Genomic DNA, 15320 nt, shown 5'->3' with positions numbered 1-15320 from the left:
AAAGGCTGCTGGGTTACTTATTTTCATCATCATAGGATGGAACCAGTCGTGCGGAAAGATCCGGATCACGCATTTGTTTGGCAAATGGGAACATAGGCCGGTCTATATTATGATACCGTAATCGATACAGGTCTTGGTCTACTCCTCCCGGTGTGAGGGCTAGCAGCCAATCTGCCTGCATAGCGTACAGCTCCGGTTCCAGATAGCCAATTTTCACCACTACGATATTGACTTTTCTTGGATTCAATCCCAACTTCGTAAAATCCTGTTCTTTATGGTAGGGTTTACGTTTTTGCGTAACGATAATGTGGAGGCTACCTACCTGGATAGCTACTTCCACCTTGGCATCGATATCACCGTACACAATAGATTCTACTTTACCAACAATGTGGGCGGGTGGCGCAAAACGGGCGTCTACCGTGGCTCCCGCGTAACCATCTACGTGGCCGCCAACGCCGGCAGCAATTGCTTTCTCCACCAATGCGGGGCCTGGGATAGAAGCATATAACAGGGAGGGGCCATTGGGAGATTTAAAGGCAGGGTTGTTGAGCAATTGGGTTAAGGTCCACGTTACATCACCAGCACCGCCTGCGGTGGGGTTATCACCGGAGTCGCTAATGTAGAAAGGTATTTTTTTACTATGCAGTGCTTTTTGCAGGCACTCCTCTAAACTGCCATTGGGCGCTACAAAGTCGAATTGTGAACGGGCTTCCCAAAACTTTTTAGCCAGGCGTTCTGCGGTACTTACCACCTTTACGCTATCATCACCAGTAACCATTACCACGCCATGATTGCGGGGTTCATCGGCCCAGGCGTATCCAATCCAGATGGCGGCATCCACAATGCCTGGTTGAGCAGCTGCGGGCGCTACCTCCTGGTAAAGGCTTTTTCCTGGTTCAATGCGGGTACTTGTTTGTTCTCCCGGTAAGAGAATAGGCACGGGTATCCAGGCTTTATAAGCGGGTTTTCCCTTACCGCTGTGGAGGCGTTCCAGTAAATTCACCACCGCTCTTTTTTTTGTTTCCATGGCATCTTCGTGCGGGGCCTTGCGGTAGCAGGTAATCAGGTCGCTGCATTCAGCCAATCGCCAGGATACGTTACCATGCAAATCCATGGATGTAGAGATCACCGTCTTTTTGCCCACTACTTTGCGAATGCGGGTAATGAAATCGCCTTCCGGATCGTTCAATCCTACCACGCTCATAGCGCCGTGAATGTCATAGAAAAGACCATCGTAGGGCAGGTGTTGTTTCAATGAATCCAGCGTTTTGCGCACCAGCGATTCATAGGCTTCTCTTGTAACGGCCCCACCCGGCAAAGAATGTCCTACGATAGCGGGAAACCACTGCGCTTGTTTACGGATGGAAGAATCTGGTGAGAAGAAAGGATAGGTAGACAGTACAGCCATGCCGTATTTGGCGTGAAATGCTTCTTCATCGGTAAGTGCCGGGGAGAAGGTGCTAGATTCAATGGCCAGGCCTGCAATGGCAATACGGGGAACGTGTGATGCTGTTTGTTGTGCCCATCCGGTACTCGTATGCAGGCAGAGAGCGATAGGTAATAAAGCGTACCATTTCATAAATAAATGTTTTAGGTATGATTTTTATAAGTCCGTTACCTGCCTTTATTTAAGGCCGCCTTTGCCACGGTAAAGGCGTAGTGGGCTGTCTAATTTTACTTCCAGTACGGTCATATATTTATCCTGTACCGTTTCGGGTACCTGAATGTATACCAGGCCAGGAATGGGGCTCCAGGATATTTTTCCTACTATTTTATAATCGCAGGAAGTGTTGCTTCCTACTTCGCGGATGCTTTTTATTTTATTCTTTAATCCTTTGATCATGATTTCGCCGTGCGTTTTAGCAGGGATAAAAAGATACAGGCTCATGGAATCTTTCGACAGGGTGGTAGGCCCGTAAAAATGTCCTGGAGGTAAGCCGCCTACGGTATTGAAAATGGCCTTTTCATATTTTTTATCCCACTGGCCCAGCTCCTGTAAAAGGGTAACTACTGGCGGAGGAATACTGCCGTCTGGTTTTGGTCCCATGTCGAGCAGGAGGTTACCTCCATTGCTGATCACGTCTGCAAAAATGGTGATGATTTCGTAGGGTGTTTTCCAATTCGTGTCCTGGGGTTGATAGCCCCAGTTGTTGTTGATCGTCATGCAAAGCTCCCACCAGTCGAACGCTGGCCGGGTTACGGGGAAGTTCTGTTCCGGTGTTTCATAATCGCCATACCCTTGTAACCGGCCATTGATAATGGTGGTGGGATTATCTTTCAACAGCATTTTGCGGATAGCAGGGGCCTTCCATTCAGCGGCACTATGTTCCCAATCTCCATCGAACCACCAGAGGTCTGGTTTAAAGGTGTGGCTTAGTTCTTCCATTTGTGCACGGTCGAATTGGAGGAAGCGCTCCCAGCGTTTTGGATCTGCGGCAATGTCGTACCGGTTGCTATCTTTTGTAAAGGCTGGATAATCGCGGTGGCTCCAATCGAGCAGGGAAAAGTAAATGCCCCTTTTAATGCCATATTTATCGAGGGCCTTATAAAATGGTAGGAGCAGGTCACGTTTTGCCGGCGTATTTTTCACCACGCTGTAGTGATTTTGCCTTGTGTTCCATAAAGCAACACCATCGTGGTGTTTGGCCGTCATTACTGCATAACGGGCACCGCTTTCTTTAATAAGGGCGGCCCATGCGTCTGGATCGTATGCGGAAGCGGTAAAGCCTTGTAGTTGTTGCATATAGTCTGGGTAAGAAATGGTTTTATTGTGAAAGCTCCAGCTTTCGCCCACTCCTTTTACGGCATATATTCCCCAGTGGATAAAGATGCCTAGTTTGGCGTCGGAGAACCATTGCATTTTGGGGCGAACGGAATCCGGCGTTATATTAGACTGGCCCTTGAGGTAGGGCGTCCATCCTAACAGCAGCAATAAAAAAACATATTTCATATTACGTTAGTTATGTTTAACGAGGGTTAGTTTTCTCCCTTAAGTTTTTCTGTGCCGGTTACCAGCTTAACGGTTAGGTGGGCATGTGCGCCGGTATCCATCGTAGCGTCGAACGAAAGTTCGTGGTCGCCGGTAGTCATTTGTGGGAGCGCTTCACCGAGGTCTATCTCTTTCAGGAATCGGCCTTTTGCATCGTAGAGCCGGGCCATCCTGGCCTTGCCGATCACGAGGCTTTCGCCTGCTGCCAGTGTAACTGGTAATTCTATGTGAAAGGAGTGATCCAATTCCAGCACGGGTTTATTCACTTTGCCTTCTTTTCCGTCACACAGCAGTACCAATTGTGCGTACTGGGCGCTGGCTGGGTTTTTGAATGACCAGGTGGATGTGGTAGGTTCTCCTGGTTGTACGTTTTTTGCTTCATAGTTAAATTCGTATTTACTAAATCGCTGCATAAAAAGCGCGTCGTTTTCCTGGTAAAGATGCACTTCGTTGGCGGGATTTTTCAGCCATGTACGCTGTTCCATGGAAAAGGAATGATGGGTTTGTGCGCTCGTCCATAAATTAATTTGGGCAGTGATTTCGCTGATATGTGGGTTGCTCAATGCCTTTTCGCGCACTACTAATGCGTAGCCGGCATTATAACCAGCAGCCCGGCCCAGCATCCAGTCTATATCATCTGAAGTAGTTTGTTCTGTTATCAGGAACCATCCCAGCATGTTAGGGAGATAATTTCTTTCGTAAAATGCCTGGTTGGTGATCCTTAGATCCGACTGGCTTTCGCGAAAGCTGCCGTACCAAGGCTCTCCCCAATTGAGGTAGTTATTGAAGTGCCAGAAGTAGTGGTTAGCCCGGCTGGAACCGAACACCATGGGATGGTTGGCGCCTTTAAACACACTTTCGGCAAAGGTATTAAATGAAAGATCCCCCATGCCGGTGGCGTAGGTACCTTCGTGGCCGTCGAAATCCATCTGGTCTGCGCCGGTTTCGTTGATAAACCGGATGACATTGCTAGCCAGTTTTTGCTGAAGCTCCCAGTCAGGGAAAAATACTTTATAAGAGTGATCTATTAAGCGGCTTACCTGGTTGCCCTGTGCATGGGCGTTGCGTTGGGTGCCGAAAGCGCCTCTTATACAGCCCAGTAATTGATAGGGCGCTGTTTTACTTACCTCGCGGAAACGTACGATTTCATTGCCGATGCGCACGCTATTCAGTTCACTTCGCATTTCAAAATAGGTAGGACTACTAACCGATATTTTAGTGGCATCTGCACTTATGTTGCCTGTAAGTGTGGCGGAACCTGCCGTCATGAGATGTGGGTCTGGCACTGGGGAAACAAAAGTGTCATTAGTAGTGATAAAGTTAGTAAGGGTGTGAAATCCTAACCTAAGTCCCAGTGCATGTGCTTTGTCTACGCAGGCTTTAAATCCTTTTATGCCATGAGGAAATTCTGTACTATCCAATACGAAATGGCCCCATGTTTTAAAAGGTCCTTCGTGGTATACGCCAGCCAGCCCCATGCTTTTAGCATAGTGGAGGAAGGTATCTATATTATTTTCATTGAACCGGGTGATCATGTAAGGGCGGCCCGATTCGGGTGAAGTCTTGATCCATTTTTTATTCCAGGTGGCGTAGGGCAGGTTTTCCTGGCTGGTAATATTTTCCAGGACGGTTAATACTGCGCCGGGGGTGCAACCAAATAAGGCGATGGCCGACCCTTCGAGTTTACCATCGGGAATAGCTTTTAAGGGCACTTGATGCCAGGTATCCCATACGGTAATGGTGCGGTCTACGGAGCGGTTTACGGTAAATGCTTGCAAGGCTGCGCCAAAGCTGGTGGCGCGTGCGGTGCTGCCGTTGTCAAAGATGGCGCCTTCTTCATTTTGCAATACGCCGCCGGAGGTTTTTTTGTTGAGCGCCTGAATGCCGAGTGCATAATATGCCGTTCTCACCACGCCAATCATGTTGCCAATGGTATCGGCTACCGTTGTGTTGATAGGGCCCCATATCACGGCGTCTATTCCTTTGCTGATGGTTTTTAATTCAAACCGAAGGTAAGTGTTGCGCTTTGTTACATTCACCACGGCGGTTTGCCCGGCTGGATATTGCAGGTAAATATTGTTTTTGTCGAAGCGGGCGCTTACCGGGCTAATGGTTTTTTGCGCCAGCACGATTTGCAACAGGTAGCCTGGTGTATCGGTTACTGCATAGTTTTGATCGCGGGTGGTTGGTTGCAGGGCTGCTATGCGGCCTTGTGTGTCCATGCGAACATCCAAGTTTCCGGCTGAAAAATATTGGGCTGTTGCATGCCATGGTTGGCTTAATGAGATAAGCAAAAGTCCCCGTTTAACGATGGTAGATATATGGAGCTTCATAGTGGTTTATTATAAGAAAGGGGAAGGAATCCTTCCCCATTTTTCATGCATTTACTATTTAATTTTCCCACCACAGATGGCCAAATTCATTGGTTACTCCACCAAATTCGGGGAAGGCTGCCATCCCGTCCAGGCGGGCTTTGATATTATCGTAATTGGTGGTACCTACAGTTGGATACTCAAATTTTACTTTGCGCGGAATGTTTTGTTCTACCCCGTTGATCAGCACTTTGTCAAACTTAATGATGGAAGAAGTTTGATTTGGGAAACCGGTACGTTTCCATTGCGCCCACGATTCGTTCGTGTTTTTAAAATCTTCTACGTAGGCCTGGCAGTAGATCTGTTCCAGTCCTTTACTGGCGTCCCATGCAATGCCGGGTTGTGTGAGGAATGCCTGCAGTTGTACATCTGTAAGTGCTTCGTAGTCGTACACCTTACAGTAATTGCCGATGGCATCCCATTGTTTTACGGAAGCGGTTACGCCGGCGGTATACCACTGGCTGGCGGTTTGGGTGCTGGGTATGTTATCCTGGAGTACAAATTCTGCTGCCATAAAACAAAAATCTGCGTAAGTAAGCAGGGGGGCGAAGTTGCCGCCAGAGCCGGTGCCATCGTAGCCAGTGCCTTTCCATAGCCGTGTTTGCGGGTAGTTCATGGCCCGCATGTTTACCGCGGGAGACCCGGCTAAAGTTCTGGCTAGATAAGGTTCGTCGGTAGATCTTTTATCGTAGCTCACCGTACCACCTTCCCATTGCGTCATGGCGCTGGTAATGTTACCGCCTACTTTTTTGTCAGAAGATTGGGCATTATAGGCGGCTATATTATCCGGTGTCAGGTTGTTGATCTGGAAGAAAATATTCTTGCGTGGATCATTATACTTTTTAAGGTAGTTCATGAAAGGCGCTGCTGCGCAATCCATGTCGTATACAGAATGCCAGTCGCCGGGATTGTAAGTCGTATAGTCGTTAGCGTGCCATAGGATAAAACTGTCGTTAATGCCAGTAGGGATATTGGCTGCATTGGCGGGAGCCAGTACTTCGGTGGCGATAGATTTTGCCAGGTCTGGCAGCCGTTTCCAAAGGCGGATGGCGATGCGCAGGCGCAGGGCATTGGCTGTTTTGATCCATTGTTGGGTATTGCCGCCGAAAGCGCGATCGTACGATCCGATTTTTTTCACATTAGCCGGTGGATTTTGCAGTTTTTGTATACAGGTTACCAGGTCGTCATTCCAGGTTTTGTATAGTTCTTCCTGGGATTCAAAACTGGGATTGAGATATATGGAGCTGTCTTTGCCGTTTCTGATCTGCCAGGCCGTTTTATAGGCGAGTGAGCCTTGTATGTCGGTGGTTTGCATGCCTTTTGTAATGATCAGGATTTTTCCCATTTGAAGCATGTCGGAGTATTGGTCCAGTGTATTTTTTTGCGTGGCCAGGTAACCGGCATTGGTAATGTATGACCCCACGCTGTTATAGTCGTCATATAATGAAGCGCCTATTTGGGAACTAAAGTAAGTGAAGTTCGTGGTAGAATAGCCCCAGATATTGGAGCAATATTGCATCCAGCGCAGCTTGCAGGCGTAGGTGTCGTACCAGGAAGCATTGGAGGTCAGCATTTTTGTTTCTGCGGTGTAGAAAAGTGTTTCAGGTGCTACGGTGGTAATGCTTTGTGGATCTACGTTTATTTCCTGAAAGTCTTTCTTACAACTTCCCAATGCTATTATGCTGGCTGAAAGTGTACAGGCCTGTACCAGTTTTTTAAATGATGAGGTATTCATATAGCAATATCTTTAAAAGGTTACGTTAAGTTTTACGCTGTAGTTCCGTGACAGGGGGGAGCCGCCAGCTTCCATATATTCGGAGCCATAGGTAGTTACCAACCCTTCGGGATTCAGGTTATCAGGAAGGCTGTTGTACAAAAACGCTACGTTCCGCACACTTACGCCGAGGCTTGCATTTTTTACATATTTGGAAATGCCGCTTACTGGTAAGTTCCACATCAGGGAAATTTCGCGTAGTACCAGCCAGGAGCATTTATAGATCGACTCAGACCGGATGCCGGAGGCCCATCCGTAAAGATTACCGTAATAATCGGAGGCGGATACGGGGTCTTTATGACCATTTTCAACTGCCCATTTATAGGTTTTGCCAGAAAGGTCTGTACCGTCTGCGGCTACAGTGCCGGCCTGGAATACGCCATCTGGTATGATGCCGTCATGCACTACGCGGCCATCAGCCAGTGTACGGGCCAGGCCACCGTATTTTTCGGTGCGTCCATGCAGGGTGGATGCGAGGGTACCGTTGTACATGCCATAGTTGTGGGAAAGTGATAGCATATCACCGCCAAATCTAGCATCTAAGAGTACACCCAGGGTAAATTTTTTCCATCGTAAATTAGAAGATAGGCCGCCCAGCAGGTCGGGTTGAATGCTGCCAATCTTTGTGCTGACACCGGCTTGGGTAAATACACCATTGCCTGTAAGCAGGTTGTTACCTTGATCGTCTTTCAGATAAGCCTGCGAGGTATAGATATCGCCATAGGCCCCCTTGGTGGTTGCATAGGCGCCTGTTTCACCGCCGCCGCCATTTAATTTATATACCGATACCCCATTTGCCAATGCAATAATCTTGTTGCGGTTGCGGGTGAGGTTCAAGGTCAGATCCCATCCTACGTTGCGTGTTTTGATGGGCGTGCCGGTGATCAATACTTCTATCCCTGCATTCTGAATATTGCCTGCGTTGATCAGGTTAGACGTTACGCCCGATTCTTCGGGGGTGGAAAGGGCGAGTATCTGGTTTTTAGTGTTGGTTTTATAATAAGCGAAATCGATGCCGATGCGATTGTCCAGGAAGCGGATATCTGCGCCAAGTTCTATTGCGTGTTGTTTTTCCGGCTTCAGGTTTTGCGCGCCTAACTGGGAGTTGGCAAATATGTAATAAGCAAAGCCACTGCCGCCAAACATATTATCTGTAGCCAGGCCACCATAGTTATAAGTGCCGGGTGTTGTGATTACATAGGGATCAACATCCTTTCCTACGATTGCATAGGATGCCCGCAGCTTTGCAAAGGAAATAGCGGTGGGCAGTTTAAACGTTTCGGAAGCGATCCAGGATAAGCTGAAAGAAGGATAAAAATAGGATACATTTCCTTTTCCGTTGGCATACATTAAGCTCGACGACCAGTCGTTACGGCCGGTAATATCCAGGTAAAGCTGGTTTTTCCAATCGGCGTTGATAAAACCGTAGGCAGAGTTGATCGTTTTTTGGTCGGTATTTAATCTTCCGCTGGTGGTGGCGGCGGAGAAAGAATTGGAGAGGTCGAATACGCCTGGTACCAGCAAGCCATTGTTGGTTTGTGATATTTGCAGCGCGCCACTGGTTTTCCATTTTTCCACACCGGCAGATGCGTTGATGCCGAAGTTGCCTACTTTCTTATCTGCACTGAGTACAGCCCTGATCCTAAACTGATCTTTTCTTTTGCTATCCAGGATGTATTGCGCACCGGAGTATTCGGTGGTGCCGGTGGCTAGTTTCTTCGTTTCATTGGTGGTGAATAGTTTATAGATATCGCCGCTGGTGGTAAGTTTCAGCCAATCGGTGATTTTAAAATCCAGGTTTAGATTGGCGCGGAAGTTGTCTTCCTTTTGCGTTTGATCGTTGAGGAGATAGTCGTATAGTGTTTTAGAATAGCTCCATGGATCGTTGGCATTATAGCCATCACCGTTTTGGCTTACATAATTTTTGCGCCAATATTTCAGGTCATATTCCCTTGGAACGGAATACAAAAAATCATAAATGGGGGAAAATCCCTGTCCCTGATAAGTAGGATTGCTAGCTGTAGAGTGTACATAATTAAACCCGCCCGAAGCTGAAATGTAGGAGCTGATTTCGTGCTGCGCATTTAAGGAAAAGCTGTTACGGCCAAAGGTGTTCCTTGGAGTAATACCATCAGTAGACAGGTTAGAATAAGAAAAGCGGAAGGCGCTTTTTTCTGTTCCGTTTGATAAGGCAACGTTTGTATTCTGGAAGCGGCCTGTTTGGTATAAATCTTTCAGGTTGTTTGGATAGGCCTGGTACTTGCCGCTGTACAGCCCTCCGTTTACCGTATAAGGTTGCCCGTCGAAGGGTACGCCATAATCGCGGTCGCTGGAGTTGGTGTTGCGGATATCTTGTTGATTGGCATCCTGAGACCACAGGGTAGTAGTACCCTGGCCAAATTCGTTTTGCATGTGGGGATATCCGTAAACGGTTTCCCATTGTTGGGTTTCGGAGAAGCTAATGCCCAGGCCCTGGTTCTTTTTACCTTTTTTGGTAGTGATCAGGATCACGCCGTTGGATGCCCTGGAGCCGTAGAGGGCTGTAGCTGCTGCACCTTTGAGGATGGATACCGATTCAAAATCGTCGGCATTCAGGTTTTTAAGATCATTCCCGAAGTCTCTTTCAGCGGTGCCGGTTTTGGTAGTTTCGTTATCGATAATTACGCCGTCGATTACGAAGATAGGCTGATTATTCCCGGTGAGTGAAGTGTTGCCACGAATGAGAATGCGTTGGGAAGATTGTGGGCCGGAACTTCCCATGTTTATCTGCACGCCTGCCACTTTGCCTTGCAATGCATTAATAGGGTTTACCACATTAGCGTTGGCAATGTCCTGGCCTTTAAGTTCGGTGATGGAATAACCCAGGGCGCGCTTGTCTCTCGACAAGCCCAGCGCGGTTACCACTACTTCTCCTAGGCCGGAGCTGGTTGATTCTAATAAGACGTGGATGGTATTTTGTTCAGCGATGGTAATCTCTTTGGTTTGGTAGCCGATCATGGAAATTTTCAGGACTTCGCCGTTTGTCGCTTTGATGGAAAACCTGCCATCTGCTCCTGAAAGTGCGGCCCGGCTTGTTCCTTTTACGACAATGGATGCCCCGACGACGGGTCCACTGGTATCCGTAACATTTCCGGTAATGACCTTTTGTGCATAGGCGCTACAACATAGTAGCAATGCAATACAGCATACATACAACTGTTTCATGGTGAGAGCGTAATTGGTTGATAAAATCCGTTTTATACGGTGTTCATATAAGGCAATAAAGCGCCGGACGCATACTTACAGGTATATGCGGAGCAATACAAAATTTATTTATAAAAAAAAATCAGTTCAGGTTGCAGTTTTCCATGACTAAAGCTGCAGCGCCTAAAAGAGCGGCTTCGTGCGCCAGATCCGAAACATGCAAATGTGTATATTCTGCCAAACGTGGAATGCAGAATTCATTAATTGCCTGGTTAACGGGTGCCAGGAGTATTTTCCCTGCCGTGGCCCCGCGGCCACTTAATACTACCCGTTCCGGGTTCATAATGTGAATTAGCGTGGCAATACCTTTGCCAATCATAAAGGTTGATTCGGCTAGTAAAGAAATAGCCAGTGGATCGCCTGTTTTTACCGCAACCAGCACTTGGTCACCAGGCAGTTGGTTTTCTTGCTCAAATAATTCACGCAGGCTTGATTTCTCTCCCCGCAGCATGGCACTTTTTGCCTTCTCTGCCACTACCAACAAGGACGCATCTACTTCCAGGCATCCTCTTTTACCGCAGGAGCAAAGATTGTTTGTGAGTGACAACGGGATGTGACTAAATTCTCCTGCCAGCCCGCTATGTCCACGGAACAACTGCCCGTTCACGATCATGCCTAGTCCTATACCCCAGCCTATATTTACTACCATGACCTCTTTTAATCCCTTTGCGGCTCCGTACTTTAACTCTGCCAGTGCAATGGAAGAAGAGTCGTTGTCTATAAAAACGGTAAGCCTGGTGGCCTGCTGCAGGTATTCTCCAATGCCTCCTTGTATGGGTTTAAAGAAAGTATGATTTATGCCCTCCTCCATATTAATGAAACCAGGCATGCTAATGCCAATGCCCAATAAGTGATTGTTTGGTATGCCCGAATTCGTTATATAATCCTTCACAAAACCAGCAATTTTTTCGTGGGCCTGCTCCATATGCAAATCCAGCATCCAGGTAGCAACTGGCGATACGGCTTTATTAAGCAGGTTGTAGATCACTACCCGCGTTACCAGTTGGTCTATTGCCACGGCAACGATATACCTCGGCTTTTCAGGATTAAGCATAAATGTAAGTGGTCGCCGGCCCCCAGTAGATTGCGCCAGTCCGCATTCTACCACATAATCCTCCTCTAGCAGCTCATTGACCGTATTCGTAACCAAGGGCAAACTCTTTTTCACCAGCGAACTTAGTTCGTTTAGGGATAAGGTGCCTTGGTAATATAGTTGCTTGAGAAGGTCGTTTCTCAGTTGCGTTTTCTTCCTATTTTTATGGGTAGGGCCTGGAAGCATTTTGGATTTATTTATTTATCAGATAAGCAGACAATCCCGAAAACGCTTTTAATAATGGTGCATATTTCGCTTTTATAATGTTGGTTCTTCTTTACTCGCTTCTCGCAACCATCTAAACAAACTTAATTAATGATTTGTGAAACTGCAAGCATCTTTTTATTTTTTTTAAAAAGTTTTTTATTCTTTTTAATAAAAAGATAAATGAGTATCTAATTAGGTTAAAATTCAACTAGCAGGTGTTTGTGGTAGGTTGGTTGGATGCAACGAAACGCATGAAAAGAAATGGGAAAATGCTATGGGAATATCAATGAAAAGCTGCCCCTCTTTATATGATTCCTCCATGTAATCTGTATACCGTCTTTTATATCGTTTGGTTTTATATTGAGAGAAAGTCTTAAGGAATGTACCAAATGCGGGTGAACAGCTTTTTAATTTGTATAATATTCGGAAGCTAATTTTGCATTGATGGAAGGGGATGAATATTTTAGAAAATCTTGCTGCTATTTCCACTATCTATTTTACTTTTTGTAATCACAGATCTGGCGTTCTTTTCTTTGGATGTGAAGGCAATTTCTGCCATGTTTTAAAACCGGGTGCTGAAAGACTATGCCATCGTTACGATGTAAAAGCAGGGCTATGTTAATGCAAAATGATCCCCTTCTTCCCTCCCGGAGCGGCTTTTTTATGCGGGTTATCCTGAAAGTGGTTACCTTAACAATAGAAAGCCGGGATAACAATGCCCGGAACAGGAACCATAAGCATAAAAGATGAATAACAGATCACTTAGCCAGGTAAAATACTCCATACTAGACCTGGCTACCGTTACAGAAGGCCATACGGCAGCAGATAGTTTTCACAGCAGCCTGCTACTGGCAAAACAAGCGGAAACATTAGGATATAGCCGGTATTGGTTTGCAGAGCATCATAATATGGCCAGTGTGGCCAGTAGTGCCACCTCCTTGCTGATAGGCTACATTGCGGGCAATACGCAGACCATCCGGGTTGGTTCTGGTGGCATTATGCTTCCCAACCATGCGCCACTCATCGTGGCAGAGCAATTTGGCACGCTGGCGTCTTTGTATCCTGGGCGTATAGACCTTGGACTGGGCCGGGCACCGGGGTCTGACCAGCTTACTTCCCGCGCCATCCGGGGCCTTAATATGCAGGCCGCTTATCATTTCCCGGATGATGTGCAACAACTGCAAACGTTTTTTTCGGCAAGCAATAGCCATGCTGCCCTGCGGGCCATTCCTGGCGAGGGGCTGGACATTCCCATCTGGATACTAGGCTCTAGCACCGATAGCGCCCGCCTGGCGGCGAAAATGGGCCTGCCATACGCTTTTGCCAGCCACTTTGCGCCCGCTGAATTTATGCGTGCCATAAAAATTTACCGCGACAATTTCCAGCCTTCCGCGCAATTAAAAGTGCCTTATGTGCTGGCTTGCGTAAACGTGGTGATGGCAGATACCGATGCAGAGGCCCTGCGCCTGGCTACTTCCCAGCAACAAATGTTCGCCGGTATTGTTACCGGGCAGCGCCAGCCACTACAGCCACCGGTAAACGATATGAGCAGTATTTGGAACGACATGATAGAAGCCAGCGTGAACCAGATGTTACAATATGCTTTCTTTGGCGGGGTAGATAGTGTGCGGAAAAAACTGGAAGCTTTTCTGGCCGCTAGCGGGGTAGATGAAATTATGGCTACTTCGTACATTTACGACCAGGAGGCCCGGCGCTATTCCTGCCAACTGTTTGCAGGGTTATTCCAATAAATTAATCTGCGCTATATGCAAAGCGGCTGCTATCCTGGAAAATTGGATGGCAGCCGCTTTTTATTATAACAGCCTTTGTAGCCAGGCAGATCACTTGCTATGCAACAATATTTCAATCTGCCCTTTTAATTTAGCCTCCAGTTCAGGGCCTTCAAAACCTATGTTGTTAAATCGGATATAGCCGGCTTGGTCAATTAAATAAGATGCCGGGATGGTATTAAATTTAAACTTGTCGCCTACTTCCGGATCGGTATTAAAATACACGGGAAAGGTATAAGTTTTGTTACCGCTCCAGGCCTGGGCATTGGCCAGGGTATTCCTGGCACCGCTGTTGGCTATCATAAATACAATACGCGGGTTGTGTTTGTAGTGATCGTAAATTTTTTGCAGATAGGGCATTTCTTCCATGCAGGGAATGCACCAGGTGGCCCAGAAATCAATCACAATAATTTTATCTTTCAGCGCTGCCGTATCTACAGGTTTGCCCTGCATATCCACAAAAGTGTTGAGGGGGGGAGCGAGGCGGTTTAACCGTTGTTTCAGTAACTCCTCTATCAAAATGTTATATCGAAATTGCTTTAGGGTAATTAGGTTTACCGTATCCTGCCTTTGTTGATAATACCATTCCGCATTGTCCATCGTGGCTTTATCGGCAAAGCGGCTGATGGATTTCTTTATTTGTTGGTCTGCTTCGGCATAGCGGCCCTGTTTCATTGCAATCAGGCCCTGGATGGATGCCAGGTGCAAGCTTGCTTTTTTGTACACCAGTTCGCGGGTGCTATCAGATGCATAGGGATAGATGTAACCGGTTTCCGGGAAGTAGCGGATAATGCCTACCGGGTAGTGGCGCACACTGTCTAGTGCCCGTTGCGCATAAAAGCGTGCGGTATCCAGCGCCACGTTATTGTCTAGCAATGTTTGCGCAATCTTTTGCCAGGTTGCTGCCGTGTATGGACTTTCTTTTTCCGTTGTCAGAAAACGGGCATGGTATAATGCTTTACTACTGTCTTTCCGCGCGGCATAATATTGAAACAGCTTTTCGTGCATGCCGGTAAAAGAAGCCTCGTTCTCCGGCGTTTCTTTTTTGAGCTCCGTTTCAAAGAGATCAATCTGCCGGGTGGTGTCTTTGCCGCTGGCTATTGCGCTGGTCCTCAATTCGCGACCCATATCGGATTCGGGATAGCGTTCCATCACTACCTTACGGATAGAGTCCAGGCGGCTGTTTTCACCGATGATCAGGTAGCCCATGGTTACCTTGTTGATATTACCATTAAAGGTGGGTGCTTTATAGAATTGGTCTGCAATAACCTGGTGTGCCGAATCGCGGAATTTTTCTTTTTCGGCGGGGGTAGTGGCTTTGTTTATTTTATACATAAGCAGGCGCACCTTCGCCTCGTAATTATCGGGGTGCAGGGCCAGTTCCTGTTCGTATAAAGCGGCCTGTTTATCCGCCAGCAGCGGAGACCTGCCTATCTGTGCGCTCAGGCTGTAAGCCTTATAAAGATACCCGTTCTCCACTGGGATCTTATTTTTGTAAACGGCAATTTCGTAGTGCTGGTCTTTAGCCGGTTTGTCTGTTACGTCGCCGCTTTCCAGGATAAAGGTGGCAAAGGCGGTGTAGTCTGCCAGCTTCAATGAGGCGGTCCATTTACCATTTATGCGCTGCATGGGCATACGCCAGGGCAGGTTGTAAAAATTGGAATAAGTAAATACCATGGTCACCGCGCTGGCCGAAGGGCTTATTGCAGCGCCGGGTGCCGAAGGATCGTAGGTAACGGTTACGGTTTGCCCGCGTTCCGGGTATAAAGGCGTAATAGTGAGGCGCTGCTGTGCAACGGCCGCAAACGCGGCCATTGACAGTAGCAAAGCAAGCATGGTTAATTTTTTCATT

General features: G+C 47.3%; 8 protein-coding genes. 1 reads left to right on the top strand and 7 read right to left on the bottom strand.

Annotated features, from left to right (window positions below; translation table 11 throughout):
* Nucleotides 1–13 precede the first annotated feature (13 nt).
* From GA0116948_RS02305 to GA0116948_RS02280, 6 genes are all read right to left on the bottom strand, one after another.
* On the bottom strand, nucleotides 14–1579 hold the full coding sequence (locus GA0116948_RS02305; protein ID WP_089708596.1) for a M81 family metallopeptidase: 1566 nt from the start codon (nucleotides 1577–1579) through the stop codon (nucleotides 14–16).
* A 45-nt stretch (nucleotides 1580–1624) separates the two neighbouring features.
* Nucleotides 1625–2950, bottom strand: a complete 1326-nt coding sequence (locus GA0116948_RS02300) for an alpha-L-fucosidase (RefSeq protein WP_089708595.1) — start codon at nucleotides 2948–2950, stop codon at nucleotides 1625–1627.
* A gap of 26 nt (nucleotides 2951–2976) precedes the next feature.
* Complete coding sequence (locus tag GA0116948_RS02295) at nucleotides 2977–5211, bottom strand: hypothetical protein (protein ID WP_089708593.1); 2235 nt, start codon at nucleotides 5209–5211, stop codon at nucleotides 2977–2979.
* A 169-nt stretch (nucleotides 5212–5380) separates the two neighbouring features.
* A complete protein-coding gene (locus GA0116948_RS02290; RefSeq protein ID WP_089708591.1) occupies nucleotides 5381–7096 on the bottom strand; it encodes a SusD/RagB family nutrient-binding outer membrane lipoprotein in 1716 nt (571 codons plus the stop codon).
* Nucleotides 7097–7108: 12 nt separating this feature from the next.
* Nucleotides 7109–10339, bottom strand: a complete 3231-nt coding sequence (locus GA0116948_RS02285; protein WP_089708589.1) for a SusC/RagA family TonB-linked outer membrane protein — start codon at nucleotides 10337–10339, stop codon at nucleotides 7109–7111.
* A 121-nt stretch (nucleotides 10340–10460) separates the two neighbouring features.
* Complete coding sequence (locus GA0116948_RS02280; RefSeq protein ID WP_089708587.1) at nucleotides 10461–11657, bottom strand: ROK family protein; 1197 nt, start codon at nucleotides 11655–11657, stop codon at nucleotides 10461–10463.
* A gap of 767 nt (nucleotides 11658–12424) precedes the next feature.
* Between GA0116948_RS02280 and GA0116948_RS02275 the strand changes: the two genes are divergently transcribed.
* On the top strand, nucleotides 12425–13429 hold the full coding sequence (locus GA0116948_RS02275; protein ID WP_089708585.1) for an LLM class flavin-dependent oxidoreductase: 1005 nt from the start codon (nucleotides 12425–12427) through the stop codon (nucleotides 13427–13429).
* A 90-nt stretch (nucleotides 13430–13519) separates the two neighbouring features.
* On the opposite strand, the gene GA0116948_RS02270 is transcribed toward GA0116948_RS02275, so the two are convergent.
* Complete coding sequence (locus GA0116948_RS02270; RefSeq protein ID WP_089708583.1) at nucleotides 13520–15319, bottom strand: TlpA family protein disulfide reductase; 1800 nt, start codon at nucleotides 15317–15319, stop codon at nucleotides 13520–13522.
* Nucleotide 15320 lies beyond the last annotated feature (1 nt).

Origin of the sequence: Chitinophaga costaii, from assembly GCF_900094705.1 — a bacterium.
In the GTDB taxonomy this organism is placed as follows: Bacteria; Bacteroidota; Bacteroidia; order Chitinophagales; family Chitinophagaceae; genus Chitinophaga; species Chitinophaga costaii.
This window is presented reverse-complemented; position numbering and strand designations above follow the sequence as displayed.

Bases quoted from the DNA above. Each gene is read 5' to 3' on its own strand.
- GA0116948_RS02305 (WP_089708596.1), bottom strand. From the start codon at position 1,579: ATGAAATGGTACGCTTTATTACCTATCGCTCTCTGCCTGCATACGAGT.
- GA0116948_RS02300 (WP_089708595.1), bottom strand. From the start codon at position 2,950: ATGAAATATGTTTTTTTATTGCTGCTGTTAGGATGGACGCCCTACCTC.
- GA0116948_RS02295 (WP_089708593.1), bottom strand. From the start codon at position 5,211: ATGGACACACAAGGCCGCATAGCAGCCCTGCAACCAACCACCCGCGAT.
- GA0116948_RS02290 (WP_089708591.1), bottom strand. From the start codon at position 7,096: ATGAATACCTCATCATTTAAAAAACTGGTACAGGCCTGTACACTTTCA.
- GA0116948_RS02285 (WP_089708589.1), bottom strand. From the start codon at position 10,339: ATGAAACAGTTGTATGTATGCTGTATTGCATTGCTACTATGTTGTAGC.
- GA0116948_RS02280 (WP_089708587.1), bottom strand. From the start codon at position 11,657: ATGCTTCCAGGCCCTACCCATAAAAATAGGAAGAAAACGCAACTGAGA.
- GA0116948_RS02275 (WP_089708585.1), top strand. From the start codon at position 12,425: ATGAATAACAGATCACTTAGCCAGGTAAAATACTCCATACTAGACCTG.
- GA0116948_RS02270 (WP_089708583.1), bottom strand. From the start codon at position 15,319: ATGAAAAAATTAACCATGCTTGCTTTGCTACTGTCAATGGCCGCGTTT.